This window comes from Streptosporangium sp. NPDC020072 (assembly GCF_040631445.1).
In the GTDB taxonomy this organism is placed as follows: domain Bacteria; phylum Actinomycetota; class Actinomycetes; order Streptosporangiales; family Streptosporangiaceae; genus Streptosporangium.
The window spans coordinates 1-26,420 of sequence record NZ_JBEYAB010000004.1; the positions used below are offsets into that span (position 1 = coordinate 1).

The window sequence follows — 26,420 nt, forward strand, 5'->3', positions numbered from 1 at the left end:
GCGTCTGCGATCGAGCCTTTGCCGGGCCGCCGGTACTTCGGCGGTGTATCGGCCGCCAGCGCGCTTTTCACGGTGTTCTTCGAGATGCCCATGCGCCGGGCGATGGCCTTGATCGGCATCGCTTCGGCTCGGTGCAACCGGCGGATCTCCGCCCAGTCCTCCACCTTGATCACCCTCCAGAGTGACTGAAGGGGGGTCAGTTTTCGGCCGTCGCCACAGGGTCAGTTTTCACCCGTCGTCGACAAGGCGCGAGCACGCGGCATCCGACTGCGCGCGGGCATGGTCGAGCTGCCGACCGGAGAGTCCACCGAAGGAAGAAACAACCTCACCCTTCTCGGCGTCACCGACATCCGCAGCGACAGACTGCGCGCCATCGGCCGTACGGCTCCCGGCTCCAGGAACGCATCCGAACTCTGCGGCGCCTGTGGAAAAGGGAAGGCGGCGATCAGTCCCACAGGAGACGTTTGGCCCTGTGTCATGGCTCGGTGGATGACAGCGGGAAACGTTCTTGAACAGCCCCTGCGCGGAATCCTGCAAGGCGCTCGATGGCAGGAGCTGGTGAACGGTATCCCGAACCCCACAGGTAAGAGGTGCGACCCCGAACTCTGCGATCCGGTGAGAGGCGACGGCAACGACTGCGACCCCGCGTCCACGCCAGCCTGCGATCCTAAGTTCTGTGACCCCGACACCGAGTGAAGCCGGGCGACTCATGGACTGGGAGCCCCGCGCCCGTGCTCTCGCCGCAGCCGCCAGTCCACGTGGCTCGCGGTGGAGAGCGGCGATGGAACGAACTCCCCGGCACCTGCTCATCCCGCGCTGGTGGGGGTGGGCGAGAGATGAGCGGCGGTGGGAGCTGCGAGACGGCCCCGAGGCCCCTGAGCGGTGGCTGGCGGAGGCCTACCGCGACCAGACCTTGGTGACGCAGGCGGGGACACTCCACGCCGACCACGCGACCCAGGCCGACCGCCCCGCGCAGACCATGCCGACGTCCTCATCCACCGCGCCAAGCCTGGTCGTTCGCATGCTTCGGCACGCGGACGTCTACGACGGCGCCGACGTTCTCGACGTGGGGGTCGGCTCCGGGTACGGCGCGGCCCTACTGACCCGTTCTCTCGGCGATGACCACGTGACAAGTGTCGACGTCGACCCGTACCTGGTGGAGATCGCGGAAAGTCGCCTCGCGGATCTCGGCATGCGTCCAAAGATTCTCACCGTCGACGCCACGGGGGATCTGCCGGGCACCTACGACCGAATCGTCTCCATGGTCTCGGTCCCCGCGATCCCGCCGAGCTGGCTGGCGGCTCTGCGGCCGGACGGCCGGTTCGTCACCACGATCGCCAACACCAGCCTGATCATCACCGCGAACAGGACCAGCGGCGGGCGCTGGGCCGCGATCGGCCGCGTGGAATGGGACCGGGCGACCTTCATGGCCACCCGGCCGGGGCCGGGCTACCCGCCGGGCATTCGGGGCCTGTTCGACGTGACAAGGGACCTGAACGGTGAGGAGGTGTCCCAGGGCAGATATCCCGTTCTTCAGGTGGGCTGGAACTGGGAGCTGCCCTCCATGCTCGAAGTCGTGGCTCCAGGGATCGAGCACAGCTACGAGCAGGGAGAGGACGGTTGGCACACCGCTCGCATGGTGCACGAAGACGGCTCGTGGGCCAGAGCGACCGGTCAGGGCGACGCACCGCCCATCGTGCACCAGGGCGGCCCGCGCCGCCTGTGGTCCATCCTCGACGAGATCCGGCACCGGTGGGTCGTCGAGGGAGACCTCCCCCTGAGAGGAGCGACCGCCTACATCTCCGCCACGGGTCGCATACGGCTGGAACGAGGCGACTGGGTCGGGCGAATCGGCTGAGCGGGCGACCGCGAAAACCCAGCACGCACGAGGCTCCGGCACCCTGAGCCTCACAAGAAGGTAAGTGCTCAGGCGTCGAGGGCGCCGGTGTTCACGTGGCCGGTGAATGAGCGCCACTGGGTGGGGGTGAAGGTCAAGGCTGGGCCGGAGGGGTCCTTGCTGTCACGGACAGCCCGGTTGCCTTCTGGGAGGTCGGCGACTTCCACACAGTTCGCGCCTTGACTGGTGCTGAGAGAGGACTTGCGCCAGGAGCACGGTTGCGTGGAGTCCGTGATCTTCACCTATGTGAGTCGGGTGACCATTGAGGACAGGTAGTCCCGCGTCGTGTTGGCGTCCAGGGCTTTCGTCTGGACGCGGTCTCACCTGAGCGTAGGACTCACGACACCGTTGTCCACAGGTGAACAGGTGAATGTGGACGTACGGCAAGGCCTGTGCGCCGCCCTCCATTAGTGGTCGTCGCAACACCCCAAGCTTGGCGAGCTGCAGGGGCCCAGGAAGCTCCCGGATAGGAAGCACTGCCTTGCACGGATGCAGCAGGGAATGAGCAACCGGCAAGTGCGCCTGATCGTGGGCGCGTCTCGGCCCTACGGTATTTCGTCGATCGCTGTGCCGTAGATCACCTGGTACCGGTCCACGGGGATGACGACCAGCGTCCGGATGACCTTCTGCGCGACACCGTCGGAAACCCCGAACTGTCGGGCGATTTCCGTCTGTGAGGGGAGGGCGGCTCCGGGGGCCAGTTCGCCATTGACGATCTGCTGGCGGAGCTGGTCCGCGATAGCGAGGTACAGGGCGCCTGACTGATCCACGATTCCAGCTTGAGAGCAGGCTATCTTGCTCAGCAAGCAGGGCAGCCTAGACGGAAGCGATCGCATCCCACTGTGTGAGCGAGTCGTCGTACAACGAGACCCTGGCACCGTACGGTGCCAGGGTCTCACGGGGAGATCAGGCGTCGAAGGCGCCGGTGTTCACATGGCCGATGAATGAGCACCACTGGGCGGTGGTGAACGCCAGGGCCGGACCGGAGGGGTCCTTGCTGTCGCGGACGGCGACGATGCCAGGGAGATTGGTGGCGACTTCCACGCATTGCCCGTTGTCGCCGCTGGCAGTGGCCTTTCTCCATGAGGCGCCGCCAAGGTTTACCTGGTCCATTTCTTGATCGCATCCTCTATTGTCTGCCGCGTAGCGCTTTTCGGTTGAGCGTCCGCTCTGATGCTGTCATATCGCTGTTTGATGCGTGCCACGGCGTCGTGGTCGGCTGTCACCTGGCCGGACAAGACCGAATCGGTAGAGACCACTTCGGAGCCGTCACGCAGCCGCGCCAACCCGAACGCGCTCATCATGCCAGGCACGCACCCTGCGGCGGTAGGAACCAGTTGGATGGTTATGCGTGGGTGGTGGGCCATCTCCAGCAGGTAGCGCAACTGGGCCGTCAGGACTTTGGAGCCGCCGATGGGGCGGTGCAGTACTCCTTCGTCGATGAGGGCGGTGAAGGTCGGTGGGGGAGAGCCATCGAAGATCGCAATCCGGCTGGTACGGGCCTGGACGCGCTCGTTCACCTGCTCAGGGGTTGAGGTCGTCTGGAAGATCGCGTGGGCGTAATCGGGAGTCTGCAGGATGCCCGGGATCAGCAGCGGGTCCCACGATTGCAGAATGACGGCGCGGGGTTCGATCTCCTCAACCCAGCGAGCGAACCAACCCAGTGCGGGTGACTGGGAGATCTTCGTGAACAGGGCGGCGAAGTGGCCGTCCAGGCCGAAGACGCGGTCGGCGTTCTCGGCGATGTCGAGAGTGGGCGCGCGGCGGCCGGTTTCGATATGGCTGATAAGCGACTCATGGCACCGAATCCGGCTGGCCAGGGTGGCTTGTGTCATTTTTGCGGCTTTGCGGTATTCGGCCAGGTCGGTGGTGAATCGGGCCCGAGGTGATATCTGGTCGCTCGTATGAGGATTCACGGGCCTCTCCCTGGCTGCGGGGGCAAAGGGTCGTTTTCCATGACCGTGCTGCGACATTAACACGACACTCAATACAAGGAAGGTGTATTTCTTTGTCGGCCAGGTATCGCGAAGAAGGTGCACCAATGAGCGACCTGAGCCTTCATGCTTGACCTCGACGCCATCGAAGACGACAGATGGTGTGTCTTGGTGAATGGCAGGTCGAGACTCGGATAAGTCGGTGATTTCATGCCAACGGCAATCGCAACCCCTCAGCTCCTGCACGAGGCACCTGAGGTGGATCAGCGGCAAGTCACAACACTGCGGCGCGGCACCCGAACGCCGTATCAGGCGCGGCAGACGGTCACGCTCTGGCTCGCTGAATACGGCATAACGCTGAACCCTGACGCTCTCCTCGTCGTCTCTGAACTGGTGACCAACGATGTCGCTGGTGCCGTGCCCCTGCCCATGGGGTGCGCCCGATGTGGTCATCCCCCTTACACCCACGGTTGTTCGCAGCAGGACGGGCACGAGTATGTGCAGCCATCCGGGCTGTTGATGAACACCCGTCTCCAGGCCCGTCGTGAGTACGGTCCGCAGTTTCTTCCTGCGCCCCGGCCTCCGACAGAGGTCGCGCCCGCCGAGGTGATCCCGTTGCTGCCCGCCCAGCGGCGTCCCGACTCTGAGCCGGAGGCGCCCGCGATGGTCCCGGCCGCGAGGGCCGTACCGGACGGTGGTGTGGAGCCGGATCTCGCGCCGGTTCCTGTGGATGACCCGGGCGTGGTTCTGGAAGCTGCGCCTGTCGCGCCGGTACGGCATGTCTGGCCGCCGCTGCCTCGGCGAATCCGGCGTCCGTTCCCTCGGGTTCCCCGGTCGGGGGTCATCTGGACGCGGGCGCACCAGCCCAACCACCACGGCGTACGGCCTGCGAGCGGCAGGCCGCCTCGATGTGAAGGCCGACGTCGTGTTTCTCGTGCTCAGGCGGGCTGTCGGTCTGGTGCCGGTGGTCTTCGGTTCTCGGCTGTGCCGTACGGCGTGCGGCTTCTTTCTTGTCCCGCAGGGCAGGCCCGTCTGGCGATCACCTCGTCGGCAAAAGCCTCTGATCGGATCACGGAGGTCCAGATCATGCACGACACCCCCAACCGCCCGGTGATCCCGGGCTGGCGGTTGATCATCAGTGACGCGGGCCGCTTCTGGGCCTTCCGTACCCACCTCTTCCCGCGCGCCGCCGTACGAGCCGGGGCCGAGTCGGCCGTGGACGCCGACACCTTCGACGAGGTCCAGGCCGCCGTGGCCGAGCAGGAGGAGACCGCCCGCGCCGCTCTGGTTGAGGAGGTCGCCTCGTGACCGGACGCCACAGGGACGGCCAGCCGTACGAGCCGGTGTATCGGCGGGTCTGGGACGGCCCAGCGCGGGCCGAAGCCGAGCGGATCGACCTGGCCTGGGCCGACTGGACCGTGCTCTACAGCCTGGGGCGACGCGCCTTCTACGCCGTGGCCGCCTGGGACGGTCCCTGGCCGGTGATCGTGGAGGACCCCACGGCCGACGGGCTGGAGGAGCGGATGCGGGAAGCCGAGATGATCAAGGCGATGCGGCTCGCGCCGAAGCCTTCTCCGGCGCCGGTTCGGCGTAGGAGGAGTGGGGCCGGTCGTCCACCCTCCGGAGCACGGAACGGGGAACTCGGCGGGGAACGGGGTTCGCCAGCTGGGGAGACGACATCCGCTGGTGGACGGCGTTCGCCGGGTGGGAGGGCGGCATGATGCTGTCGGCCTGGACGGATCGTCAAGGATCTGAGCTTTCCAATTGGGCCTGTAACTCCGTGCAGGCGGCTCACCCCGGTTGGTTGGTCTTCCACAGTTCGCGGTCCGGGTTGTGGAGCGCCTACCGGAGCATCCTGTTCGGCAGGCCGTATGTCGGGGATGTGCTGTTGGTGCGGGCCGAGTCGGTCGAGGAACTCGACCGCAAGCTGAGCGCTCAGGCGCCCTTGACGGTGCCGCCGAGCATTCAGGCCGTCGCCGTCGCCCGCGCTCTTCGAACGCGGACCGCCCGGGTCGTTCAGGCCGTATGCCCTGTTCAGGTCGCTCAACCGGGTCGGTCTACGGCGTTGCGCAGACTTCTGCGCTCCTGAAAGCCGGTACGGCGGGCGGTGGAAATTCATCCCACCCGCTGCTCGCCGTACCCCATGACGTGCGGTTCAGGTAGGAGGGACCTGAGCCGCACCCCTTCACACCCCATAAGCGTGCGGTCCAGGCGGGAGGGGTCTGGGCCGCACTCCCTCGCAGGCGGTTTCCGTGCACGTTCCGGGCGTGCTGGGGAAGGGGAGCCGTCTGGCGCACCGGCCCTGTGTCCTGGGGCCGGTCCTCCTCCAGGGTGCCCGGCCACCTGCTCCCCGGCTCGGGGCCGGGCACCCGCCCCCTCCCTGTCTCCACCAGGACGTTCCCTCGTCTCCACAGGGCCCCGCCAACCCGAACGACGCGTTTCCCCTGCCCGCCCTTCGAACCAGGACGACCGTGACCGACTACGAGAGACAGCTGATCGGCCTGCTCGTCAGCACTCACCCTGCCTGGCGGTACGAACGACACGACCTGCCCGGCCTGCCCCGGTGGTGGGCCATCCGCTACGAACCCTTGCGGCTCGACCAGCGCGGGGCCGGGGCCCGGGACGTGCTGGGCCGTACGACCCTGCACCGGCTGGCCGAGGCGCTGGCCTGGCACGACGAGATCCTCCACCGCAGTCGTCACTGAAAGAGAGTCCCCATGTCTCCGCTCAAGGCCGTAGCCCCGGACGGCACCTTCTCCACCGGGCCCGGCACCACCGAACGGCTCCTCACCCCCGGCGAGGTCGCCCGGATCTTCGGTGTGGACCCCAAGACCGTGAACCGGTGGGCCCTCACCGGGCGCATCCCCTCGGTCAGGACCCCCAGCAGGCAGCGCCGCTACCGCGAAACCGACATCAAGGCGCTCCTCAACGACTCGACGTCGTCCTGACGCACCCAGGGTGACTCTTCCCTCATGCGGTGCTGGGACTGTTCCGGAAGAACCACGTTCACCTGCGGCGACGCGGTATCCGCTGCGCCATTCCGGACAGGGCCGACCAGGCCCGCAACCGCAGGAGACGCGGCTCGCGCGGTGGCCGACCGCCGAAGTTCGATCCGCGGTACAAGGCCCGGCACGCGGCCGGGTGCGGCATCAACCGCCTCAGGAGGCACCGTGCCGTGGCCACGAGGTACGACAAACGCCACGAGGCGACCGCGGCCGGCAACGAACGGCCGTGACACGCCTAGTCTTCAAAAGGGACGAACCTGGCGAGCGAAGCCCAGTCCAGGGGACGCACGATCGTGGCCAGGTGGGCGAAGGGGTCCTGCGCGGCCGTTTGGAACCACATCACCGAGAGCACCGTGTGTCCAGGCTCTGCGATGTCCTCGGGCTTCCACCATGACGTCAGCCGAGCGTGAACCGTCTCTCGCGGCAGCCACTCCTCGACCCGCCCCTCCGCGTCGGCCCGGAGCTTGTCGAGATCGTGCACATACAAATGCGGCGTCGCCGCCATCGCCTTCTCAATGCCCATCAGACGAAAGCGGCGGTGCAGGTGCGGCGTCCCTTCGAGCACGCCTTCACGGTCATCACTCACCGTGAGCGCGCGAAGCTCGGCGTGCACTGGTCCCACTTGATAGCTACGCAGCTCGTCATTCCCCATCTGGACCATGGGCAGAGGGTAGGCGTGTCCGACAAGCGGACCAAACGACTTTCGTGACACGCCTTGGCCGTACTCAACCTCTGTGGTCAGTGCGTCCAGGGCTTCCTGCCGGTCATGGCGGCGCGTTCGATCTCGACGAGGGAGTCGTTTCTGCGTTCGGCCTCGTAGGCGGCCCGGCCGCCGCGCAGTCCGAACAGCCGTTTCGTCCAGACGAGGTAGCCGAGCAGGGCCAGGTTGACCAGGAGGGCGCCCAGCCGTAGCGGGGTGACCCGCTGGGTGAGTTCGTGGATCTCCAGGGGGAGGAAGACGCCAGTCGCGACGAACGCGAAGTACTCCCCCCACCGTTTGAGCAGCCACAGCCCCACCGCCTCGACCAGCTCGACCGCGGCGTAGGCGACCAGCGCGACGGTGATCCAGCGCAGGGTCGTCTCGCCGGCGCCGAGCGCGTCCTGGATCCAGGACAGGACACGGGAGTGCTGGACGTCGAGGCCGGCCTGGCCGAGGATCGGCAGTTCCCGTTGGAAGATCTGCTGGAGCGGCTCCCGGTTTCCCCTGAAGCGCCAGACCGCGTACGCCGCCAGGAGCAGCAGGACCGTTCTGAACAGGCGCTCGACGGCGAAGAAGCGCAGCACGACGATGTCGCGCAGGTGGTCGCCCCGGCTCACGTCCGGCGCCAGGTCGGCGGGGCCGCCACCCTGGGCGGGTCCCACGGTGAAGTCGGCGCAGCGCAGGCAGCGCCACGCCTCACCCGCCGCCGTCGCCGTACGCAGGCGTTCGCGCAGTTCGGGTTCGTCGGGGGCGTAGGTGCGGTGGCCGGTGAAGGCGCAGGTCAGCAGCGACCAGTCCATGACCGCCACCCTAGGCGCGTCCCCGGGGCGCCGGACGGGCCGACACGGCCCAGAGCTCCCGAAGCCGCGGTCAGGGGAGAAGTAGGAGGCTGACCGGACAGGACCACGACTTCACGGCGCTGACTCCGATCGCCCCGCCAATCCGGTCCCCCACGCCGACCCGGGACAAGCCGCCGGAACTCGGCCCCGGGAAACCCTCGCTGAGCTGGACCGGCCCGCCTGCTTTGCGGCTCGTCGCGGCTTCGGGAGTCCGGGGCCAAGATGACGACGGCCGCGTCAACGACCCACCACCGAGACCGACAGCGAAGCCGACGCACGGATCGGTGGGCCCATCGGTCCTGGACGTCGATGGCGGGCAACGCGGGGCCTTGATGCCGGCACTCGCTCCGGCTCGGTGAATAACTCCCATTCTCCGCTGAACATTGTGGTGACCTCAGTGGATAACGCCTCATCCGTGAGGGAGAAAGCAAGGCGGAACTCAGCGGATAAGACGACATGGTGAGCGCTCTGTTTGAGAAGGGGGCCGGCCGGTCCGGAAAACGGGCCCTTTCCCGACGTCGCCGACGCCGGGTTCAGGCCCTGGCCCAGAGCGTCGGCGGCCGATCCTGGCGGCGTCGAACATGCTGGACGGTTGACGCGACCGGGCTGCGGGCCGATCCGGAACGGGGCCGAATCCGCGCCCAGCAGGTTGAGATTGGTGGGGCGGCCGACACAACCGCGTTCGGGCCGAGGTGGCCGGGCCGGTCGCCAGGAGCGGCAGGACGCGGCCGGTACGGCTTCCAGGGAGCGTATGGATTGACGTTCTAGCAGTTCAGGGGACTTTCCGAATCATCCCGAAAGCCATTTGATCTTGTTTGGCGGGGCAAAGGAAGCAAGACTGGGACCGGTGAGGCGCTCGCGCGCCCGCCACCTCGGATGCCCGTCTTGTCTTCCTGGGCGCGGCGTGGACCGTTCGAGGGACATGTGGGGCCCCTGTACCGGCAGGGGCCCCTTTATTTATTTCCCATCTTTTGTCCGGTTCTCCGATGCGGGAAGGTTTCGGCCGCGAATCGCGGTTTCGGAACGGTCGTACGGAATGGGCCGCGGCTATAAGTCGCATACGACCGAACGCTTCCGGAGAATTCCGAAGGACGGAAAGGTCAGGAAATCTAGACCGGTGACCGGGAAATGCGTAACTCTTACGACCACAGATCAAGGGCGGCCGGTAACCGCCCGACGAACACCGCAGCGGATTCCACGCCGCGCCCAGGAAAGAGGCTCACATGTCCGTCCGTACCCCGCGCCGCAAGTCGCCGGCGCCCGCTACGCGCCCCACCCCGGTGACCATGCCCTCCGGCCACCGGATCGTCGTCCTGATCGTGGTCGTCCTCGTCACGGCGGTACTGCGGGTGAGCGGCCAGCCGCTGCCCGAGAGCCTCCTGCTGGTGCTCGCGACGGGCGGCGCGGCCGCCCAGATCAGCTCGTGGCTGGCCGGCGGAACAGCCGGAAGCAGGTGGCTGTGATGCCCGGACAGGACAAGGCCCCGGTGCGGTCGCTGGTGGAGGAGCTGAAGGACGTCACCACGCCCGAGCAGTTCACCCAGAAGCTGAAGGACCTCAAAGAGGTCAACAACCTGACCTTCGAGACCATCGACAGACGAGGCGGCATTCGCAGCAGCACCGCCTCCACCGTTCTCGGGAGGCGGACACTGCCCGCGGAGCAGTTCGTCAGGGACTATGTGCGCGCCTGCGGTGTCAACGACGACGACGTGGAGGCCTGGGCGCAGGCACGCGAAAGGCTGTACCAGCAAAGCAGAGCACCCGTGCCCTCCCCGCCGCCGCCTTCCTCCCAGGAACCGCCGCAGCTCGCCGACCCGGCTGCGGCCACAGCACCGGAGCCTTCCGCCCAAGAGCCGCAGCAGCCCGCTGCCACAGCCACAGCCCGGCGGTCCTTGCCGGCGCGATTCGGTACCCGGCGCACGATCGTCATCTCCCTGGCGGTCGGTGTGACCGTGGCCGCCGCCGCGACCACCGCCGTCGTGCTGGTGCGTGACGGCCAGTGCGGCACCGGTGATTCGGCGCTGATGAGCGTCGACGTCCGGCAGGGGGGCGCAGGTCAGGGCGGGGGCCGCGAGTGCGTGGGCGTCACCGACGCCATCGGCACCTCCACGGTGTTCGGCCCGGAGGCCGCGAAGGTCCTGGAGCTGATCGGTCAGGAGAACGAGAGAGCGATGACCGGCCCGTACGTCACGATCGCCTTCCTGGCCCCGATGGGTTCGGGACAGGGCTCGCTGACGGGCAACCGGAGCGTCCACCAGCTGGAAGGGCTTCTCACCGCCCAGCGCGCCGCCAACGACAGCCAGACCCGTCCGAACATCCGCCTGGTCCTGGCCAACATGGGCAGCGACGAAACCCAGTGGCGTCACGCCGTCGACCACCTGAAGACCATGACCGAGGGCCCGGATCACCTCGTGGCCGTCGTGGGAACAGGGCTCAGCCAGCAGGAGAGCATCCAGGCGGCCCGGGCCCTGTCCGCCGCGGACATCTCCATGGTCAGCGACGTCATCACCGCCGACGGCTTCGACGCCACCGGCACGATCGATGGGGGCAAGCCGATCCGCGGGCTGTTGCGGGTCGCGCCCTCCACCACCAGCCAGCTCACGGCCATCCGGGACTACCTCTTCAAAAACGGATACCTGAGCGACACCAAGCGCAAGCCTCTGAGCGGCAAGGCGGTGCTCGTCTGGACCGACGAGACCCCCCAGGGCAGCTCCGACCTGTACACCTCCTCCTTGAAGGAGGCCTTCCTCAAGCAGTTCGCCGACCTCCTCGGCGACAAGGACCATCGCAGGCAGTTCTACTTCGACACGCGGGGCAACCCGGTTCTCCAGGACGTGTGCGGGCAGGAGATGGTCCTGTACGCGGGACGGCAGACCTTCCTGCCGAAGTTCCTCCACGAGCTGCAGAACCGTGCCTGCCCGGACAAGCTCATCACGGTCATCACCGGCTCGGACGGCGCCGCGCAGCCCAGGGACACCCCCGAGCTCACCGACCCGAAGGTGCCCACCGCGCTGGTCTACGTCCCTCTCGCCGACCCGGGCTATCTCAGGAGTTCCAGGAACACGAACAACAACGCCTTCGTCTACGCCGAGTTCGAGAGAAGGTTCGGTGAGAGATTCAAGATCAAGGACCTGGACAGCGGGTGGGCCGTCATGTCCCATGACGCGCTGCTGACCGCGATCGCGGCGGTCAAGGACGCCTACAACCGGAAGCTGACCTCCGGAGGGCCCGACACGCTGCCCAACAACCACGACGTCGGCAACGCCCTGAGCTCCTTCAAGACCGGGGAGAAGCGCATCCCCGGAGCGAGCGGGTTCATCACCTTCGACATCACCACGGGCAGCCGGGTGACACCGGGCTCCGAGGTCGTCCGCATCGCCCCGCCCGGAAGGTAACGGCCGAGAGCACGCCATCCGCCATATCCCGACCGTGAAGGAATGTTTCACCACGAACCCGTACGGTGCCGCCCGCGATTCACCGCGGGCGGCACCGTCCCCTTTCCGCGCCACCACCGCGGGTCCAGGCGCGGCGCCACCGGTTGGCCGACATCCGGCTGCCCCGTAGTTCTCTCAGGAAGGATTGTTTCCTGTTAGGGGGTAAATTAATTCGTTTCACGAGAGAGGGTCGCATCGTAGAGTGGGGTTATGTCTCCCAAGGAATCATCCGGTGGACAACCTGGCAGCACCTGGATTTTTCTGACCTTCATCCTCCCCATCATCGGTCTCTCCTCCATCGTCCGCGGCATTCACGATCTCTCCCACGGCGGGGGCTGGTGGACCTACGTCACCGGGACGTTCTTCCTGGTCGTCGGCGCCGGCATCTGGGGTGTCCGACTGGGTGTCGTGTGGAACCGCCTCATGAGGCGGCGCAAGGTCTCCCGCTAGTCACCGGATAAATCCGCTATCGACTACATATGTCGGATTAGCCATTCTGGAGCATCCGGAGATATCCATCCGGGCCGTGAAGGAATCACCCTTTCGGCCCGGACCAACATTCAGGACAGATAGCCCGATTCGACAATGCGCCGGGCCGAGGCCTCGTATCCCTCCCCACCCTCGGGGGCCAGTGTCCCGAGCCCGTCGACGTAGCGGTTGAACATGCAGAACGCCGCCGCGATCAACACGGTGTCGTGGATCTCCAGGTCGGTGGCGCCCTCCTTGCGGGCCGCCTCGACCAGCTCCCGGCTCACCTCGCGGGCGTCGCCGCGCACGACGCCCGCGATCCGCAGCAGGGCGCGCAGCTTGCCGGAGACCGGCGCCGCGTCCAGGTCGGCGCGCACCTGCTCGACCAGGGTCATCCCCTCGTCGAGCTGGGCGGCGGCGAACGCCGAGTGGGACGCGCAGCAGAAGGAGCACTCGTTCAGACCGGAGACGTAGGCGGCGATCAGCTCGCGCTCACCGGCGGACAGCGGGTGTGGCCCGCGCAGCAGCACCTCGGCCAGTGCGCCGAGCGGCCCGGCCGTCTCCGGCCTGAACCGCATGAGCCCGGAGATGCCGGGAAACGCGTGCTCGTCCACGCCGAGATCGATGTGTGCCATGACGTCACTCCTCGAAAGGTCGGTGAAGGCCGATGGTGACACGGCGTCATCCCACCCGTCTTCGCCGAAAGTGCGCAGAAGGTGACACGTCCTGATCCGGCCAACTACGCGTCATTGACAGCCTTCTGGGGGTCCCCCATGGTCAAAAGGGGTCACGAGCGGAGGCCATGTCACCCATGAGTGAAGCGCACCAGTACGTCATCGTCGGAGCGGGGCCCGCGGGTCTCCAGCTGAGCTACTTCCTGCAGCAGGCGGGCGCCGACTACGTGACGCTGGAACGCGCGGACGCCCCCGCGAGCTTCTTCCGCACCTACCCCCGCCACCGCAGGCTGATCTCCCTCAACAAGGTGCACACCACGAGCACCGACCCGGAGATCAGGCTGCGCTGGGACTGGAACTCGCTGCTCAACGACTCCCCCGGACTGCTGTTCCCCGACTACAGCGCCGAGTACCTCCCCGCGGCCGACGACCTGGTGCGCTACCTGTCCGACTTCCAGAGCCTGCACGGCCTCGCCGTCCGGTACGGCACCGCCGTGAGCCGGATCGAGCGCTCCGGTGACGGCTTCCTCGTGCGCACCGGGGACGACGTGCTGCGCTGCCGGTGTGTCGTCGTGGCCACCGGGTGGGGCGCGCCGTACGTGCCGGAGATCAGGGGCATCGAGCACGCGGTCGGCTACGAGGAGATGGACACCGACCCGGCGGCGTACGCGGGCAAGCGGGTGCTCGTCGTCGGCAAGGGCAACTCGGCGTTCGAGACCGCCAACGCCATCCTCGGCCACGCGGCGATGGTGCACCTGGCCAGCCGCAGACCGCTGCGCCTGGCGTGGAACACCAAACACCCCGGTGACGTACGAGGTCAGTACGGGGCGATCCTGGACAGCTACCAGTTCAAGACGCTGCACTCGGTGCTCGACTGCGTGATCGACGAGATCTCCTGGACCGGGGAGCACTACGAGGTTCGCATCACCTACTCCCACGCCGACGGGGAACAGGCCGTGCTCGAATACGACGCGGTCATCCGGTGCACCGGCTTCAGGATGGACACCTCGATCTTCGACCCGTCCTGCCGTCCGGAGACCGAACGCGACGACAGGCTCCCCTCGCTGCACCCGGACTGGCGTTCGTCCAACGTCGACGACCTCTACTTCGCGGGCACCATCGCCCAGGCACGTGACTTCCGCCGGGCGTCCTCGGCCTTCATCGACGGCTTCCGTTACAACCTGCGCACGCTCACCGCCCTGCTGCGCGAACGCTACGAGGGGGTGGCGCTGCCGTACGACACGGTTCCCGCCGACCCGCAGAAGCTGATGGCGCTGGTGCTCGACCGGGTGAACTGGAGTTCGGCGCTGTGGACCCAGTTCGAGTACCTGTGCGACGTGCTGGTGCTCGACGAGGCGAGCGGGCTGGTCAGGCACTACACGGACCTGCCGGAGGACTACGCGCTCTCCCGGTTCGGGGACGAGCCCCACTACTACACGGTCACGCTGCGCTGGGGGCGTGAGGACTACGGCGACGTCTTCGCCATCGAACGGCACCCCGAACCCGGCCGGGCGCGGGAGAGCGCGTTCATCCACCCGGTCGTACGGCGCCACCGGGGCACCGAGCAGGTGGCCGAACGGCACCTGCTCGAAGACCTGCTGGCCGACTGGCGCCGTCCGGAACGGCACGTGGAACCGCTGCTGGCCTTCTTCGAGGAGAACCTCACCTGAGCAGCCGGGCGATCCCGGCATGATCCGCTCGGAGGAACGGCCTCAGCAGCGGATCATCACCTCCTCCAGCGGCTTGCGGGTCAGGTCGGGCACCCGGACGCCCGCCGCCGGGTAGCCGACCGGCATCACCAGGTAGGGACGCTCCTCAGGGGGCCGGTCGCACACCTCGTTGAGGAAGCGCATCGGGCTTGGCGTGTGGACCAGCGTGGCCAGCCCCGCGTGGTGCAGCGCCGCGATCAGCAGACCGACCGCGATGCCGACCGACTCCTTGACGTAGTAGGGCTTGGGGGTACGCGGCCCCTGGTGCACCTCGAAGATCACGATCACCACCGGGGCGATCTCCAGGAACGGCTTGTGCCAGTCGGTGCCGATCGGGGCGATCATGTCGAGCCACTCGGCGGAGGCCCGGTGCGCGTAGAACTCCCGTTCCTCGGCCTCGGCGGCCGCACGCAGCCGTCGCCTGCGCTCGGGGTCCGTCACGACGACGAATCGCCACGGCTGCAGGTTGGCGCCGCTCGGCGCGCTCGCCGCCGCCCGTACGGCCGCCTCGATCACCCCTTCGGGCACCGGGTCGGGTGCGAACTCCCGCACCGATCTGCGGGCGGTCATCGTGTCGGCGAACGCCCTGGCGTCGTGGGCCATGGCCGAAGGCGGCCTACGGCTGGTGTCCAGGGGAATCGTCGGGTGCTCTGCGGTCTCGGTCAACGGAAAACGCCTCCCAGTCCGTCCTGCCTCCCCTCAAGGGTGGACCGGGCGGACCGGGATGTCGTTACGCGGACGTGCTCTCCTCCTGGAGGGCGGGCGGGGCCGTACAGGTGATGAGGTGGTCGACGACCCCGGCGAGCCCGCCTTCCTCGGCGGCGCGGCGCTGGCGGGTGGCCCCGTCGCCCTCCCCGGTCAGGCGCTTCAGCCAGCCGGTGACCAGGTCGAGGTCCCCGTGCTCCTCAAGCCCGGCAGCCGCGGCGTCGAGCATCCGTACGGCCAGCTCGGCGGCGGGCACGGGACGGCCGGTGCGCACGTCGACGCCGTACCCGCCGAGCCCGTCGCGGGCGGCCCGCCAGTAGGCGACCCGCATCAGGTCGGCTGAGACGACCGGCCCCGGGTCCCCCCGGTCGACCAGTGCGAGCGAGGTCGTCACCAGGCCTCTGACCAGGGCGGCGACCATCGCCGACTCCTCGGCGGTGGTCGGCACGTCGGCGGCCCTGATCTCAAGCGTCGGCTGGTGCGCCGAGGGCCTGATGTCCCAGAAGACCGTGCCCACGTCGACCAGGGCCCCGGCCTCCTGGAGCATGGCGATGTGGGAGTCGTAGTGGTCGGCCGAGGTGAAGTACGGCGGAGGCCCCGCGACCGGCCAGCGGTTCCACACCAGCGTGCGCCAGCTCGCGTAGCCGGTGTCGCGCCGCGACCAGTACGGCGAGTTCGCGGTGAGCGCGATCAACGTGGGCAGGTGGGGCCGCAGGTGGTTGCCCGCGAGCACTGCCCGGTCGCGTTCCGGCAGCTCGACGTGGACGTGCAGGGCGCAGATGCTCAGCTCGTCGTGCAGACCCCTGAAGGTCGCGTTGCCCAGGTCCTGCCGGGGCCCCTCGGTCATCGGCGAGGGGACGACGTCGCCCAGCACCGGGGTGCCGCTGGCCATGATCCGCAGCCCCTCCTCGGCCGCCGAGGCGTCCAGCTCCGCCCGGCCCCGTGCGAGCTGGCCGTACAGGTCGGTGACCGTACGGCAGGGCAGCGTCCGTGACTCGACCTGGAGCTTGGTGATCTCCCCGCCCACCTGGGGTCCGAGCCGGTCGGCCGCCCGGCGCAGCACCGCCTCCGCCTGGGGCACCGCGCACCTGGTGACCGGATCGACGACCAGGAACTCCTCCTCGACCCCGATCCGCCGGCTGTCCCTGTTCATCGTGTCGCGCCCACTTTCGCGGTAGCCCCGGACGCGCGGGAGCGCGGCCGATCACAGCGTATGGGGGGCGACCGTCCGATGTGGGGCCTTCGTCAGGAAGGCGTCGTCAGAAGCCTCGCGACGAGTGCGGCCAGCAGCGCCGCGCGGTCGGGCATCGCCCGTACGTCGACGTACTCCCCCCGCGCGTGCGCGCCGCCGCCGACCGCGCCGAGCCCGTCCAGCGTCGGCACGCCGAGCGCGCCGGTGAAGTTGGCGTCGGAGGCGCCGGGCACGTGCGCGCCGTCCGGCGGCGGCAGGCCGATGTCCTTGGCCGCGGCCTGCGCCACCGCGAGCAGCGGCAGCGCGACCTCCGGGGTCAGCGGGTGGCGGTTGATCCCGCCGCCGACGGACAGCACGGCCCCGGGCAGCCGCGCGGTCATCCTGCGGATCTCCAGGTCGACCCGTTCGAGCTCGTCCCTGGTCCAGGCGCGGACGTCGACGCAGAGGGTCGCGGTCTCCGGGACGGTGTTCGTCGTGGTGCCGCCGGTCAGCACCGTCGGGGTCACGCTGGTCTCCTCCGCCGGGGAGGCGAACGCCTGCACGGTGAGGACCTGGTGGGCGACCTCGACGGTGGCGTTGACGCCCCGCTGGGGTTCGACGCCCGCGTGCGCCGCCCTGCCGACGGCGGTGAGCCGGTAGAGGGAGCCGCCCTTGCGCGCGACCTTCAGCGCGCCCGCCGGGTCACTGGCCTCGCAGACGAGCACCGCCCCCGAGCGCAGGGCCTGGCGTTCGATCAGCTCGCGGGAGGTGACGGAGCCGCTCTCCTCGTCGCAGGTGAGCAGCACCCCGACCCGTGAGGTGTCCGCGAGCAGGCCGAGGGCGGTGAACATCTGCACGATGCCCGCCTTCATGTCGTAGGCCCCCGGCCCCGTCGCGCGGTCGCCGTCCACGGTGAAGGGCCACTGCCTGATCGTTCCCGCGGGCCACACCGTGTCGAAGTGCCCGAGCAGCAGCACCCGCTGGTCCCGCGCGGCCCAGAGCAGGTGGGGCAGTCCGTCCCTGACGACCCGCCGCGCCGGTCTGTCGAGTACGGCCTCGCCCCAGCCGGCGACCAGGTCGGCGCAGGCCCGCAGGTGGGGGAGGGAACCGGGGGGCGACTCGCACGAGACCAGCTCCCCCAGCCGGTCGATCATCTTCGCGCCGTCCTCGTGCGCCGCCCATCGCATGACGCTCAGCGGTCTCATCGGACTCCTTCGGCAGCGGTCCCCGGCCGTCAGGCGGGCGCGAGGTCCTGCGGAGCCGCCGTGGTCGCGAGGATGACATGAGGTGCTGACTGTCAGTCAATTGTCGGATATTTCGTCTTTTGGGGCTTCTTCTGCGTTGCCTGGCTCCTGGACAGGGGGCAAAATTCATGCGACATATGACCCGGGAACCGGAAGAATGGGTTCTCTTTCTGGTTTGGGGTCTAAGGGGACGGCACGTGCACAGCTACCGGAGTGATCTCGGCATGCTCCGGGATCGGGACTTCTCTCTTCTGCTCGTCGCCAGAACCATCTCGGTGCTCGGCACCTCCTTCGCCCCCGTGGCCCTCGCCTTCGGCGTCCTGGCCCTGCCCGGCGCGACAGCCGGGACCCTGTCGGTCGTCCTCACCGCCGAGTCGCTGCCCATGGTGGTGTTCATGCTCGTCGGCGGTGTGATCGCCGACAGGCTGCCCCGCGACCGGGTGATGATGACCGCCGAGACGCTCAACGCGGCGGCCTTCCTCAGCCTCGCCGGCATGATGCTCACCGGCTGGACCCCGCTGCCCGCCCTGGCGACGGCGGCGGCCGTCAGCGGCGTCTCCACGGCCATCCTCTTCCCCGCCCTGACCGGCATCGTCCCCGACGTCGTCGAGGCCGACCGCCTGCAGACCGCCAACGCCCTGCTGGGGCTGGGTACCAACATCTCCCGGGTCGCCGGTCTCGTCATGGGCGGCATGACGGTCGTCCTGATCGGCGCGGGCTGGGCACTGGTCGTCAGCGGCCTGATGTTCTCCCTGGCCGCCGTGCTCGTGGCCGCCCTGCGCCTCAAGACCGCCGCCGCCCGGGCCTCGGACGAAGCCGAGACCGTACGGCCCGCCAGGACGTCGCTCCTCGACGGCGTGCGCTCCGTCTTCACCGACCTGCGCGGCGGCTGGCGCGAGTTCATCTCACGGCAGTGGCTGTGGGTCGTGGTCGCACAGTTCTCCCTGCTGGTGCTGGCCATGCAGGCCGCGCACGGCGTGCTCGGGCCGCTGGTCGCCAAGGAACAGATGGGTGGGGCGGCGGCCTGGTCGGCCGTCCTGGCGGGCGAGGCGGTCGGCATGCTCGGCGGCATCGTCGTCACCCTGCGGCTACGGCCCAGCCGTCCTATCCTGATCGCCACACTCATGACACTGCCGACCGCGCTGCCGTACCTGCTGCTCGGGATCTCGGCGCCGCTGTGGACGGTCGTCCTCGGTGCGGTCGTGATGGGTGTGTGCTTCGACGTCTTCGGCGTGCTGTGGAACACCACCATGCAGCGTGAGATCCCGCCGGAGGCGCTGTCGCGGGTCAGCTCCTACGACGCCCTCGGGTCCCTCATGTTCGGCCCCATCGGCCTGATGCTGGCCGGGCCCGCGGCGATCCTGGTCGGGCCGAGGCCCGCGCTGCTCGGCTGCGCCGCCCTCATCCTGCTGGCCTCGCTCGCCGCGCTGCTCTTCCCCGGGGTGCGCGGGCTGCGCGCCCCCGCCCAGGAAACGGAGGCCCCGGCGGCGGTCGAGGCGGTGTGAGAACCGGGTTCTCCCTGGTTGCGGACTTACGGCCCCGCCGTTGACACCCCAGGGAGCGCGTGAAACCGTTCCTACGGCGTACGTCCGCGTGCCATGGAGGTGATCACCGTGTCGACCGGCCGGTTCTACACGACCCCCGTAGGCGAGGCGACCTGGGATGTGCCGATGACCGGCGACGCCCGCTTCACCTGGGAGTACGACGAGAACAGGGAGAAACTGCTTGCCCTGTACCAGAAGGGAAAGGACAAGCAGTGGGATTCGGTCAAACGCATCGACTGGGACATCGAGGTCGATCCGTACGACGCGCTCGGCATGCCCGACCAGTCGCTGGCCATCTTCGGCACCAGGCACTGGGAGAAGATGGACGAGCGGGAGCGGAAGCGGGTGCGCCACCACGCCGCCGCCTGGCAGTTCTCCCAGTTCCTGCACGGTGAGCAGGGAGCCATGATCACCGGCGCCAGGATCGTCGAGACCGTCCCCGACCTGGACGCCAAGCTCTACTCGGCCACCCAGACCATGGACGAGGCCCGGCATGTGGAGATCTTCTCCCGCTTCCTGCACGAGAAGCTCGGGCTGGTCTACCCGATCAACGGCAAACTCCAGGACCTGCTGGGCGAGACGCTCGGCGACTCCCGCTGGGACATGCCCTACCTGGGCATGCAGGTCCTCATCGAGGGTCTGGCGCTGGCCGCCTTCGGCGTGATCCGCGACGCCAGCACCAAGCCGCTGCCCAAGCAGATCCTCGCCTACGTCATGCAGGACGAGGCCAGGCACGTCGCCTTCGGCCGCCTGGCGCTGCGCGACTACTACGCGCAGCTGTCGGCGGCCGAGCTGCGCGAACGCGAGGACTTCGTCATCGAGGGCTGCTACCTCATGCGCGACCGGCTGCGCGGCGTCGAGATCTGGGAGAACTTCGGCATCCCCCGCGCCGAGGCCCAGGAGATGCTCAGGGACTCGCCGTACATCCGGATGTTCCAGAGCCTGCTGTTCAGCCGGATCGTCCCGTGCGTGAAGGACATCGGCCTGTGGAGTGAGCGCATCCGCCAGGCCTACGACGACATGGGCGTCCTGGAGATGTCCAGGGGCGACCTCGACGCCCTCATGCGGCAGGACGAGGAGATCGCCGAGCGGATCGAGGTCGAGCGCTTCGCTGCCGAGGAGGCGGCGCGCCGCCGGGAAGTGGACGAGGTCATCGCCGAAGCCGCGTCCTGACGGCGGGAAAACCCTTTGCCGCTGCTCCGGGTGCCCTGTACCTCTTGTACGGCATGCGGAAATCCGAGCAAGGGAGAGTCGTGCCACCGCGGTCAACCGGCAGGGTGCTCATCTTCGACGCCGACGACACGCTCTGGGAGAACAACGTCCTGTTCGAGCGGGTCATCGACGACTTCCTCGACTGGCTTGAGCATCCGACCCTCGACAGGGCCGAACTCCGCGCCGTCCTCAACGACATCGAGAAGGCCAACACGGCGGTCCACGGCTACGGCAGCAAGGTGTTCCTGCGCAGCCTCCGCGACTGCTTCGAGCGGCTCAACGAGCGGCCCACGACCGAGCGGGAACGGCGCCGGATCGACGAGCTGGCGGTCGCGCTCGTCGAGCACCGCGTCGAGCTGGTCCCCGGCGTCGCCGAGACGCTCCTCGACCTCGGCACCCGGCACCGGCTGCTCCTGCTGACCAAGGGCGACCAGGCGGAACAGCGCCGCAAACTGGACGCCTCCCAGCTGGCGCACCACTTCGACGGCATCCACATCGTCGCGGAGAAGGACATCACCGCCTACCTACGGCTGGCCGAGGAGCACGCGCTGACACCCGCGAGCACCTGGATGATCGGGAACTCCCCGAAGTCGGACATCATCCCCGCCCGGCAGGCCGGAATGAACGCCGTCCTCATCCCCAACGCCCACACCTGGGTGCTCGAACAGGCCACCCTCGACCCCGGCGACCGGGGAGTGCTCACCCTGCGGGCGTTCCCCGAGCTACTGGACCACTTCTGATGGAGGGGAACCGTACGCCATCCGTCTCGTGTGTCTTCGTCTGCCACGACGGCGCGGGCCGGGTGCTGCTCGCCCGGCGCGGCGCGGGCGCGCGGGACGAACCCGGCACCTGGGACTGCGGCGCCGGGGCCCTCGAATACGGCGAGTCGTTCGAGACGGCCGTCGCCCGCGAGGTCCGCGAGGAGTACTCGGCGGAAGCGCTCGACATCGAGACGATCGGCGTCCGCAACGTCGTGCGCGCCGTACCCGACTCCCACTGGGTCGCGGTCGTCTTCGCGGTCAGAGTCGACCCCGCCGAGGTCGCGATCGGCGAGCCGCACAAGTTCGACCGGCTCGGCTGGTTCGACCCCGGCGAACTGCCGGAACCCCGCCACTCGCAGTTGCCGGAGACCCTCGCCCTGTTCAGTAGGCCAGGATTCGGTCGCTGAAGCGCTTGAGCGCGAAGGGCGACTTGAACTTCGGGAAGGCGACCGTGTTCACGTCGCCGTCGGAGGTGTAGCGCTCGTCCGGGTGGGCCTGCAGCCAGTCGAGCCAGGCGGTCGAGCAGAACTTCGCGCAGTCACCGGTCTTGTCCATCGAACGGATCCTCGGGATGCCCTGCGGGTCGAACTTCTTGCTGAAGGGCGACTCCGCGGGGGTGTACCCGGCCAGGAACACCCCGCCGTAGTCGTAGGAGACGCCTCCGGAGGTCCCTTTGAGCCCCCACGACTTGGTGCTCGGCTGGTTGCCGTACGGCAGGGCGAGCGTGACGGGCTTGGCGGGGATCAGGTCGGTGATGAGCTTGTGACCCGCGGCGATCTCGGCGGTGACCTGGTCCTCGGGCTTACCCCGCAGGTTCTTGTGGTCCCGGGTGTGGTTGCCGATGTCGAACCCCTTGTCGTGCAGCCACGTCAGCATCTCGGTGCCCTCCTCGGGCGTCGCCTTGCCGAACATGTCGCGCGTCACGTACATGGTGGCGACCGGCCGGAAGCCCGGGTTCCGCTTGGCGACGTCCTCAAGGATGGCCACGGCCGTCCCGGGCTTGGGGACGCCCATCCCGTCCAGTGAGAGCTGGGAGGGAGAGGAGTCGTCGAAGGTGAGCACGACCGGGTGCTTGCCGGCCGGGATGTCCATGCGCCCGGTGACGTACTCGGCGGCCGTCACCGGGACGTAGCCCTCCTTGGCCAGCCGTTCCAGCTCGGTGCGGAACTGCTTCGGGGTGCGGTCGTCCTGGGTGCCGGGCTTGTCCACCACCCGGTGGTACATCAGGACCGGGATCTGCCCCAGTTCGTTGGCGCGGACCTGGGCCGCCGTCACCGCCCTGGACTTGAGCTGGGCCGCCTTCTTGGCCGCGACCGCGGACGCCGAGGCCTTCGCCGCGGCGGCGATCGCCGCGGGGTCCTTCTCCGCCTTGTCCTGTCCCGAGCACCCGGCGAGCGCGGCTCCCGTCGCCACGGCCACCACAACGACGCCGATCACCCTGAGACGGCCCATCGCATCCCCCTCGCGCGCAGACGATGGCCAGGTGATCCCCCCGGGATTCGCGTGCCGATCTCCACGCGAGGCAAAGCTTCGGAGAGGGCTTACCGGGCGGGGACGGTGTCCAGGCACATCCGCAGGCGTACCAGCGAGCGGCCGTCGTTGCGCCGGATGGTGAACTCGTCGCAGAGCTGACTCATCAGCCACAGGCCGAAGCCCCGCACGGCGTCGGCGGGACGCCGGGGCGGGACGTCACGCCTGCCGAGCGCGCCCACGGTGTCGGTGATGTCGACGGTGACGCAGTCCGCGTCGTGCCGTACGGTCACCGTGCCCTCGCCGCCGCCGTGTTCGAGCACGTTGATCACGGCCTCGTTGACGGCGATCAGCAGGTCGTCGAGGCGGTCGTCGCGCAGGCCCGCCAGGGCCGCCCTGCGCAGGAGGAAGTCCCGCAGGGCGCCGAGATCCTCATCGATCGGCCACTGCTGTTCCTGGTCGCCGGTCACGCCTTCCCCCTCGACCTCGCCCCGTCCGGTGGTCGTTAGACATCTGCCCGGTCCCCGCCGACTTACGTCCTACAGCGGGGTCTGGCTCGTCATGATCTCCACCGCCTGTGTGACGGTCGGCTGGACGCCGAAGGCCTCGGCGAGACCGGTCAGGTGGAAGATCCGCTTCAGCCGCTGGTGCGGATTGGCCAGCGCGATCCGGCGCCCACGGGCCTGGACGAGCTCGCGCACACCGAGAAGGACCTGAAGGCCGGACGAGTCGCAGAAGCTCAGCTCCGTCAGGTCGACGACCAGGTCACGCGGCTCGGGGCCGACGGCCTCGTGCAGGTCGTGCCGCAGCCGTTCGGCGTTGGTGTAGTCGAGCTCCCCACCCAGGGCGAGAAGGAGAATCCCCTCGGGGGCGTCGCCGGGGACGACGGTTACGCGGACGACCGTGGTCACGGGGCCACCTTTGCGGGCTGTCGGATCGGAAGGCGTCACACGACCGACGCCGTGACCATCCAGTTTACCGTTGACCGGAAATCCTGTTGGGTGCCTTTTACCAGGCCGCCACGGCTCCGTGGTCCGCGGGGGAATGAATCCCCTCCGGTGGAGGCTGATCGGTAGGCCGCCGCCCGGCGGCCCGACGAAGGAGGACTTCTCGTGCACGTCGACGTCAAGCTCTCACCCGAAGGCGACCTCTACGAGGCGTTGATCGACGGAAGGCACGCGGGACAGCTGGAGTTCGTCCGGCGTGACGGCGTCATCGTCTACACCCACACCGAGGTGGAGGACGAGTTCGGTGGCAAGGGGGTGGGTGGCTCCCTCGTCCGCACGGCCCTGGACGCCGCCCGCGCCGAGGGCGTCCAGGTGGTGCCGCGCTGTCCGTTCGTCAGGCAGTGGATCGACCGGCATCCCGACTACGCCGACCTCGTCAAGGACGCCTGACCCGCTTTTCGGTAGGATCCTGATGTTTCGGGGGAGATAGCGAGTGGAAAATGCGGGTCTTTCTCCGGCTTCTCACCCTTCTCACCCCGACGGTGATCCTGGCGGCCGTGACGCAGGCCCCTCCGGCATCGGCCGAGGCGGCGTGCAGGCCGGGCAGCGGCGTCGACCTGTCCGGCAGGAACCTCACCACGGCCGCCCTGCCCGCCGACCTGACCTGCGCCGACCTGCACGGCGCGACCCTCGACGGAGTACGGCTGCGCGCCCCCCTCACCCGGGCGAACCTCAGGGGAGCCTCCCTCAAGGGGGCCGACCTGTCCACCGTGAGCATGGCGGGCGCCGACCTGCGGGAGGCCGACCTCACCGAGGCGAACCTGCCCGGCGCCGACGCCCGCGGCGCCGACCTGCGTGAGGCGACCCTCGACGACGCCATGTTCGCCTACGCCCACCTGGAGGGGGCCGACCTCCGCGGGGTCCGCATGGTCAGGGCCAAGGCGTACAACGCCCAGTTCGACGGCGCCAGGCTCACCGGGGCCGACCTGCGCGAGGCGAGCGTCTACTACGCGGACCTGCGCCGGGCCGACCTCACCGACGTCAGGGCGGCGGGGGCCAGGTTCTACAACGCGATCCTGATCGACACGGTCTTCCACAGGACCGACCTGACCAAGGCCGAGATGTACTCGACCGCCGCCGACGGGGCCACCTTCCAGGACGCCGACGTCACCGAGGCCAACCTGCGTGACGCCACCGGCCTCGACCTGGCGGGCAGCAAGGGCGTCCCCACCGACCTGCCCGCCCCCGGCGCGAACTGCGAGCCGGGCAGCGGCCAGCGGTACGCGGGCCGGGACCTCACCGGCGTCAGCGACTTCCCCGACGACCTCAGCTGCGCCGACCTGACCGGTGCCCGTCTCGACGGCCTGAACCTGAGTTCCGTACGGCTCGACCGCGCGATCCTGCGCAAGGCGTCGCTGTCCGGGGCCAGGCTCCGCTCCCTCAAGGGAGCCGACCTGCGCCAGGCCCGTCTCATCGGCGCCGACGTCGGCAGCGGTGACCTGACGGGCGCGGACCTCGGCTCCGCCGTCCTGGCCACGGCCAACCTCGGCAGCGCCGACCTCAGGGGCGCCTCCTTCAAGGGCGCCGACCTGCGTGACGCCCGTCTCGGCAGCGCCAAGGGCGACCGGGCCGACTTCACCGGGGCCATGATGGAACACGCCGACCTGAGCAGCGGCCAGTACTTCGACGCGGTCTTCAGGAACGCCTCCCTCATCGGTGCCGACCTGTCCTCCACCCACCTCAAGGGCGCGTCCTTCCAGGGGGCGGATGTCACCGACATGGAGACGGCCAACGTCGACGACGCCGACCTCTCCGGCTCGACGAGCGAGATGCCGGTCGGCTGGGTCGTCGTCCTGTGGCTGCTCGGCCTGGCCGCCGCCGCCCTCGCCGCCAGGATGGCCCGGGGAGCCGTACGGCGCAGGCGGGCCGCCGTACGGGAACGGGCCCGGTTCGAGGACTCCAGGCGTGCGGTCGAGGAGGAGGTGACCTCGCTGGGCGAGGAGATCGACCTGCTCGACCAGGCGGGCACCGACGCCGAGGCGGCCGACTGGCACGAGGCCCTCGACGCCTACGACGCGGCGAAGGCGGCGTTGGCGGCGGCGAGGGACGAGGCCGGGCTGAAGGCGGTCAGGGACATCGTGCACCGGGGACGCGACGCGCTGACCAGGCCCGGGGGCACTCGTCGCAAGGGCGGCGGAAGGCGGGAACGGCGCTGACCTCCCGGTTTTCCTCCCCTGCGCCTACCCAAAAATACGCATATTTCCTGATCGTGCGGGCTTTGGGGAAGATCGTCCCCGGGTGGGTGCGCCGCCAGAGGTTTCCGGGGGTTATGGTGAAGCGGGAACGGCCATGAGGCCCGACTCGTCGCGTATTGCGGCCGTTTGGATGCGAGCCGTACGGCGTGATGTTTAGAATCACCCGGTTGACGGTGATTGGCCGCTTCGGCTTGTCGCCCAAACCGGATCATGGCCCGATCCCTTGCTAGGCTGCAGGGAAAACGTTGGAACCGGGCGTTGTCTCACCCCGGCAGGTGAGACCGTCAAGAAGTGGGGTCACACCGTGAAGAAGCTGCTCGTTCTCGCGCTCGTCGCGCTTGGGGGACTGCTGATCTGGCGCAAGGTGCAGGCGGACCGCGCCGAGCTCGACCTGTGGACTGAGGCCACAGGAAGCGAGAACTGAACAACGCGGCTACCGATTCGGGTGCTTT

General features: G+C 68.8%; 31 protein-coding genes and 1 pseudogene. 18 read left to right on the top strand and 14 right to left on the bottom strand.

The window, feature by feature from the left end; genetic code table 11:
- Positions 1–173 (bottom strand): helix-turn-helix domain-containing protein (locus ABZ470_RS09405; RefSeq protein WP_362911399.1); only part of this gene is annotated, 173 nt, incomplete at its 3' end.
- A gap of 106 nt (positions 174–279) precedes the next feature.
- Between ABZ470_RS09405 and ABZ470_RS09410 the strand changes: the two genes are divergently transcribed.
- Positions 280–696: an SPASM domain-containing protein gene (locus tag ABZ470_RS09410; protein ID WP_362911001.1), complete on the top strand. Its 417-nt coding sequence runs from the start codon at positions 280–282 to the stop codon at positions 694–696.
- An 85-nt stretch (positions 697–781) separates the two neighbouring features.
- Positions 782–1,858: a methyltransferase domain-containing protein gene (locus ABZ470_RS09415; protein ID WP_362911002.1), complete on the top strand. Its 1,077-nt coding sequence runs from the start codon at positions 782–784 to the stop codon at positions 1,856–1,858.
- A gap of 68 nt (positions 1,859–1,926) precedes the next feature.
- Here ABZ470_RS09415 and ABZ470_RS09420 read toward each other — a convergent pair whose 3' ends face one another.
- From ABZ470_RS09420 to ABZ470_RS09435, 4 genes are all read right to left on the bottom strand, one after another.
- A complete protein-coding gene (locus ABZ470_RS09420; protein WP_362911003.1) occupies positions 1,927–2,139 on the bottom strand; it encodes a DUF397 domain-containing protein in 213 nt (70 codons plus the stop codon).
- Positions 2,140–2,442: 303 nt separating this feature from the next.
- Entirely contained in the window at positions 2,443–2,703 is a 261-nt protein-coding gene (locus ABZ470_RS09425; RefSeq protein WP_362911004.1) for a winged helix-turn-helix domain-containing protein, read from the bottom strand.
- A 100-nt stretch (positions 2,704–2,803) separates the two neighbouring features.
- Positions 2,804–3,010, bottom strand: coding sequence for a DUF397 domain-containing protein (locus ABZ470_RS09430; RefSeq protein ID WP_362911005.1), 207 nt, complete (start codon positions 3,008–3,010; stop codon positions 2,804–2,806).
- A complete protein-coding gene (locus ABZ470_RS09435) occupies positions 2,998–4,284 on the bottom strand; it encodes a helix-turn-helix transcriptional regulator (protein ID WP_362911006.1) in 1,287 nt (428 codons plus the stop codon). Before ABZ470_RS09435 ends, ABZ470_RS09430 begins: the two co-directional genes overlap by 13 nt.
- A gap of 633 nt (positions 4,285–4,917) precedes the next feature.
- On the opposite strand from ABZ470_RS09435, the gene ABZ470_RS09440 reads away from it, so the two are divergent.
- From ABZ470_RS09440 to ABZ470_RS09460, 5 genes and pseudogenes are all read left to right on the top strand, one after another.
- The gene (locus tag ABZ470_RS09440) at positions 4,918–5,139 is read left to right on the top strand and encodes a hypothetical protein (protein ID WP_362911007.1); all 222 of its coding nucleotides are present in this window, start codon (positions 4,918–4,920) and stop codon (positions 5,137–5,139) included.
- Complete coding sequence (locus tag ABZ470_RS09445) at positions 5,136–5,552, top strand: hypothetical protein (protein ID WP_362911008.1); 417 nt, start codon at positions 5,136–5,138, stop codon at positions 5,550–5,552. Before ABZ470_RS09440 ends, ABZ470_RS09445 begins: the two co-directional genes overlap by 4 nt.
- Positions 5,553–6,302: 750 nt before the next feature.
- Positions 6,303–6,536 (top strand): hypothetical protein, encoded by a 234-nt coding sequence (locus ABZ470_RS09450; RefSeq protein ID WP_362911009.1) that lies wholly within the window; start codon positions 6,303–6,305, stop codon positions 6,534–6,536.
- 12 nt (positions 6,537–6,548) lie between these two features.
- A complete protein-coding gene (locus ABZ470_RS09455; RefSeq protein WP_352013571.1) occupies positions 6,549–6,779 on the top strand; it encodes a BldC family transcriptional regulator in 231 nt (76 codons plus the stop codon).
- A 62-nt stretch (positions 6,780–6,841) separates the two neighbouring features.
- A pseudogene (locus ABZ470_RS09460) lies at positions 6,842–7,066 on the top strand (IS5/IS1182 family transposase); the annotation flags it as partial.
- A 5-nt stretch (positions 7,067–7,071) separates the two neighbouring features.
- Here ABZ470_RS09460 and ABZ470_RS09465 read toward each other — a convergent pair.
- Together ABZ470_RS09465 and ABZ470_RS09470 are read right to left on the bottom strand one after the other, a co-directional pair.
- Entirely contained in the window at positions 7,072–7,497 is a 426-nt protein-coding gene (locus ABZ470_RS09465) for a hypothetical protein (RefSeq protein ID WP_362911010.1), read from the bottom strand.
- A gap of 77 nt (positions 7,498–7,574) precedes the next feature.
- Positions 7,575–8,336 (bottom strand): DUF2127 domain-containing protein, encoded by a 762-nt coding sequence (locus tag ABZ470_RS09470; protein ID WP_362911011.1) that lies wholly within the window; start codon positions 8,334–8,336, stop codon positions 7,575–7,577.
- Positions 8,337–9,598: 1,262 nt separating this feature from the next.
- Here ABZ470_RS09470 and ABZ470_RS09475 point away from each other — a divergent pair.
- From ABZ470_RS09475 to ABZ470_RS09485, 3 genes are all read left to right on the top strand, one after another.
- Complete coding sequence (locus ABZ470_RS09475; protein ID WP_362783659.1) at positions 9,599–9,838, top strand: hypothetical protein; 240 nt, start codon at positions 9,599–9,601, stop codon at positions 9,836–9,838.
- Positions 9,838–11,769, top strand: a complete 1,932-nt coding sequence (locus ABZ470_RS09480; RefSeq protein WP_362911012.1) for a hypothetical protein — start codon at positions 9,838–9,840, stop codon at positions 11,767–11,769. The genes ABZ470_RS09475 and ABZ470_RS09480 overlap by 1 nt, the downstream gene beginning before the upstream one ends.
- 249 nt (positions 11,770–12,018) lie before the next feature.
- Positions 12,019–12,258, top strand: coding sequence for a hypothetical protein (locus tag ABZ470_RS09485; protein ID WP_352013567.1), 240 nt, complete (start codon positions 12,019–12,021; stop codon positions 12,256–12,258).
- 110 nt (positions 12,259–12,368) lie between these two features.
- Here the strand turns inward: ABZ470_RS09485 and ABZ470_RS09490 are convergent, their stop codons facing one another.
- Positions 12,369–12,911: a carboxymuconolactone decarboxylase family protein gene (locus tag ABZ470_RS09490; RefSeq protein WP_362911013.1), complete on the bottom strand. Its 543-nt coding sequence runs from the start codon at positions 12,909–12,911 to the stop codon at positions 12,369–12,371.
- A 176-nt stretch (positions 12,912–13,087) separates the two neighbouring features.
- On the opposite strand from ABZ470_RS09490, the gene ABZ470_RS09495 reads away from it, so the two are divergent.
- Complete coding sequence (locus ABZ470_RS09495) at positions 13,088–14,620, top strand: NAD(P)-binding domain-containing protein (RefSeq protein ID WP_362911014.1); 1,533 nt, start codon at positions 13,088–13,090, stop codon at positions 14,618–14,620.
- A gap of 42 nt (positions 14,621–14,662) precedes the next feature.
- On the opposite strand, the gene ABZ470_RS09500 is transcribed toward ABZ470_RS09495, so the two are convergent.
- The 3 genes from ABZ470_RS09500 to ABZ470_RS09510 all read right to left on the bottom strand — a co-directional run bounded on the left by ABZ470_RS09500 (position 14,663) and on the right by ABZ470_RS09510 (position 17,740).
- The gene (locus ABZ470_RS09500) at positions 14,663–15,325 is read right to left on the bottom strand and encodes a nitroreductase family protein (protein WP_362911015.1); all 663 of its coding nucleotides are present in this window, start codon (positions 15,323–15,325) and stop codon (positions 14,663–14,665) included.
- Between the two features lie 64 nt (positions 15,326–15,389).
- Positions 15,390–16,517: a glutamate--cysteine ligase gene (locus ABZ470_RS09505; protein WP_362911016.1), complete on the bottom strand. Its 1,128-nt coding sequence runs from the start codon at positions 16,515–16,517 to the stop codon at positions 15,390–15,392.
- A 92-nt stretch (positions 16,518–16,609) separates the two neighbouring features.
- Complete coding sequence (locus ABZ470_RS09510) at positions 16,610–17,740, bottom strand: M20/M25/M40 family metallo-hydrolase (RefSeq protein ID WP_362911017.1); 1,131 nt, start codon at positions 17,738–17,740, stop codon at positions 16,610–16,612.
- Between the two features lie 236 nt (positions 17,741–17,976).
- Between ABZ470_RS09510 and ABZ470_RS09515 the strand changes: the two genes are divergently transcribed.
- The 4 genes from ABZ470_RS09515 (at position 17,977) to ABZ470_RS09530 (ending at position 21,703) form a co-directional block, all read left to right on the top strand.
- Positions 17,977–19,284, top strand: coding sequence for an MFS transporter (locus ABZ470_RS09515; protein WP_352013561.1), 1,308 nt, complete (start codon positions 17,977–17,979; stop codon positions 19,282–19,284).
- 108 nt (positions 19,285–19,392) lie between these two features.
- Positions 19,393–20,496, top strand: a complete 1,104-nt coding sequence (locus ABZ470_RS09520; RefSeq protein ID WP_352013560.1) for a ferritin-like domain-containing protein — start codon at positions 19,393–19,395, stop codon at positions 20,494–20,496.
- An 80-nt stretch (positions 20,497–20,576) separates the two neighbouring features.
- The gene (locus ABZ470_RS09525; RefSeq protein ID WP_352013559.1) at positions 20,577–21,275 is read left to right on the top strand and encodes an HAD family hydrolase; all 699 of its coding nucleotides are present in this window, start codon (positions 20,577–20,579) and stop codon (positions 21,273–21,275) included.
- The gene (locus ABZ470_RS09530) at positions 21,275–21,703 is read left to right on the top strand and encodes an NUDIX domain-containing protein (RefSeq protein WP_362911018.1); all 429 of its coding nucleotides are present in this window, start codon (positions 21,275–21,277) and stop codon (positions 21,701–21,703) included. Before ABZ470_RS09525 ends, ABZ470_RS09530 begins: the two co-directional genes overlap by 1 nt.
- Here ABZ470_RS09530 and ABZ470_RS09535 read toward each other — a convergent pair.
- The 3 genes from ABZ470_RS09535 to ABZ470_RS09545 form a co-directional block, all read right to left on the bottom strand.
- Positions 21,678–22,748, bottom strand: a complete 1,071-nt coding sequence (locus tag ABZ470_RS09535) for a polysaccharide deacetylase family protein (protein WP_362911019.1) — start codon at positions 22,746–22,748, stop codon at positions 21,678–21,680. The two genes, ABZ470_RS09530 and ABZ470_RS09535, sit on opposite strands and share 26 nt — an antisense overlap.
- An 89-nt stretch (positions 22,749–22,837) precedes the next feature.
- Positions 22,838–23,236 carry an ATP-binding protein gene (locus ABZ470_RS09540; RefSeq protein ID WP_362783685.1) on the bottom strand — a complete coding sequence of 133 codons (399 nt, stop codon included), beginning with the start codon at positions 23,234–23,236 and terminating at the stop codon, positions 22,838–22,840.
- Between the two features lie 69 nt (positions 23,237–23,305).
- Entirely contained in the window at positions 23,306–23,677 is a 372-nt protein-coding gene (locus tag ABZ470_RS09545) for an STAS domain-containing protein (protein ID WP_362911020.1), read from the bottom strand.
- A 201-nt stretch (positions 23,678–23,878) separates the two neighbouring features.
- On the opposite strand from ABZ470_RS09545, the gene ABZ470_RS09550 reads away from it, so the two are divergent.
- From ABZ470_RS09550 to ABZ470_RS09560, 3 genes are all read left to right on the top strand, one after another.
- Positions 23,879–24,163, top strand: coding sequence for a GNAT family N-acetyltransferase (locus tag ABZ470_RS09550; protein WP_352013554.1), 285 nt, complete (start codon positions 23,879–23,881; stop codon positions 24,161–24,163).
- A gap of 50 nt (positions 24,164–24,213) precedes the next feature.
- Positions 24,214–25,929, top strand: coding sequence for a pentapeptide repeat-containing protein (locus ABZ470_RS09555; protein ID WP_362911021.1), 1,716 nt, complete (start codon positions 24,214–24,216; stop codon positions 25,927–25,929).
- A 343-nt stretch (positions 25,930–26,272) separates the two neighbouring features.
- On the top strand, positions 26,273–26,392 hold the full coding sequence (locus ABZ470_RS09560; RefSeq protein WP_013130296.1) for a DLW-39 family protein: 120 nt from the start codon (positions 26,273–26,275) through the stop codon (positions 26,390–26,392).
- Positions 26,393–26,420: the final 28 nt, after the last annotated feature.

What these genes read in the sequence shown, in the direction of transcription:
- ABZ470_RS09470 (WP_362911011.1), bottom strand. Translation starts at nt 8,336, where the DNA reads ATGGACTGGTCGCTGCTGACCTGCGCCTTCACCGGCCACCGCACCTAC.
- ABZ470_RS09435 (WP_362911006.1), bottom strand. Translation starts at nt 4,284, where the DNA reads ATGACCACATCGGGCGCACCCCATGGGCAGGGGCACGGCACCAGCGAC.
- ABZ470_RS09530 (WP_362911018.1), top strand. Translation starts at nt 21,275, where the DNA reads ATGGAGGGGAACCGTACGCCATCCGTCTCGTGTGTCTTCGTCTGCCAC.
- ABZ470_RS09510 (WP_362911017.1), bottom strand. Translation starts at nt 17,740, where the DNA reads ATGAGACCGCTGAGCGTCATGCGATGGGCGGCGCACGAGGACGGCGCG.
- ABZ470_RS09415 (WP_362911002.1), top strand. Translation starts at nt 782, where the DNA reads ATGGAACGAACTCCCCGGCACCTGCTCATCCCGCGCTGGTGGGGGTGG.
- ABZ470_RS09555 (WP_362911021.1), top strand. Translation starts at nt 24,214, where the DNA reads ATGCGGGTCTTTCTCCGGCTTCTCACCCTTCTCACCCCGACGGTGATC.
- ABZ470_RS09535 (WP_362911019.1), bottom strand. Translation starts at nt 22,748, where the DNA reads ATGGGCCGTCTCAGGGTGATCGGCGTCGTTGTGGTGGCCGTGGCGACG.
- ABZ470_RS09465 (WP_362911010.1), bottom strand. Translation starts at nt 7,497, where the DNA reads ATGGTCCAGATGGGGAATGACGAGCTGCGTAGCTATCAAGTGGGACCA.
- ABZ470_RS09475 (WP_362783659.1), top strand. Translation starts at nt 9,599, where the DNA reads ATGTCCGTCCGTACCCCGCGCCGCAAGTCGCCGGCGCCCGCTACGCGC.
- ABZ470_RS09490 (WP_362911013.1), bottom strand. Translation starts at nt 12,911, where the DNA reads ATGGCACACATCGATCTCGGCGTGGACGAGCACGCGTTTCCCGGCATC.
- ABZ470_RS09455 (WP_352013571.1), top strand. Translation starts at nt 6,549, where the DNA reads ATGTCTCCGCTCAAGGCCGTAGCCCCGGACGGCACCTTCTCCACCGGG.
- ABZ470_RS09505 (WP_362911016.1), bottom strand. Translation starts at nt 16,517, where the DNA reads ATGAACAGGGACAGCCGGCGGATCGGGGTCGAGGAGGAGTTCCTGGTC.
- ABZ470_RS09440 (WP_362911007.1), top strand. Translation starts at nt 4,918, where the DNA reads ATGCACGACACCCCCAACCGCCCGGTGATCCCGGGCTGGCGGTTGATC.
- ABZ470_RS09485 (WP_352013567.1), top strand. Translation starts at nt 12,019, where the DNA reads ATGTCTCCCAAGGAATCATCCGGTGGACAACCTGGCAGCACCTGGATT.
- ABZ470_RS09480 (WP_362911012.1), top strand. Translation starts at nt 9,838, where the DNA reads ATGCCCGGACAGGACAAGGCCCCGGTGCGGTCGCTGGTGGAGGAGCTG.
- ABZ470_RS09410 (WP_362911001.1), top strand. Translation starts at nt 280, where the DNA reads ATGGTCGAGCTGCCGACCGGAGAGTCCACCGAAGGAAGAAACAACCTC.
- ABZ470_RS09495 (WP_362911014.1), top strand. Translation starts at nt 13,088, where the DNA reads ATGAGTGAAGCGCACCAGTACGTCATCGTCGGAGCGGGGCCCGCGGGT.
- ABZ470_RS09430 (WP_362911005.1), bottom strand. Translation starts at nt 3,010, where the DNA reads ATGGACCAGGTAAACCTTGGCGGCGCCTCATGGAGAAAGGCCACTGCC.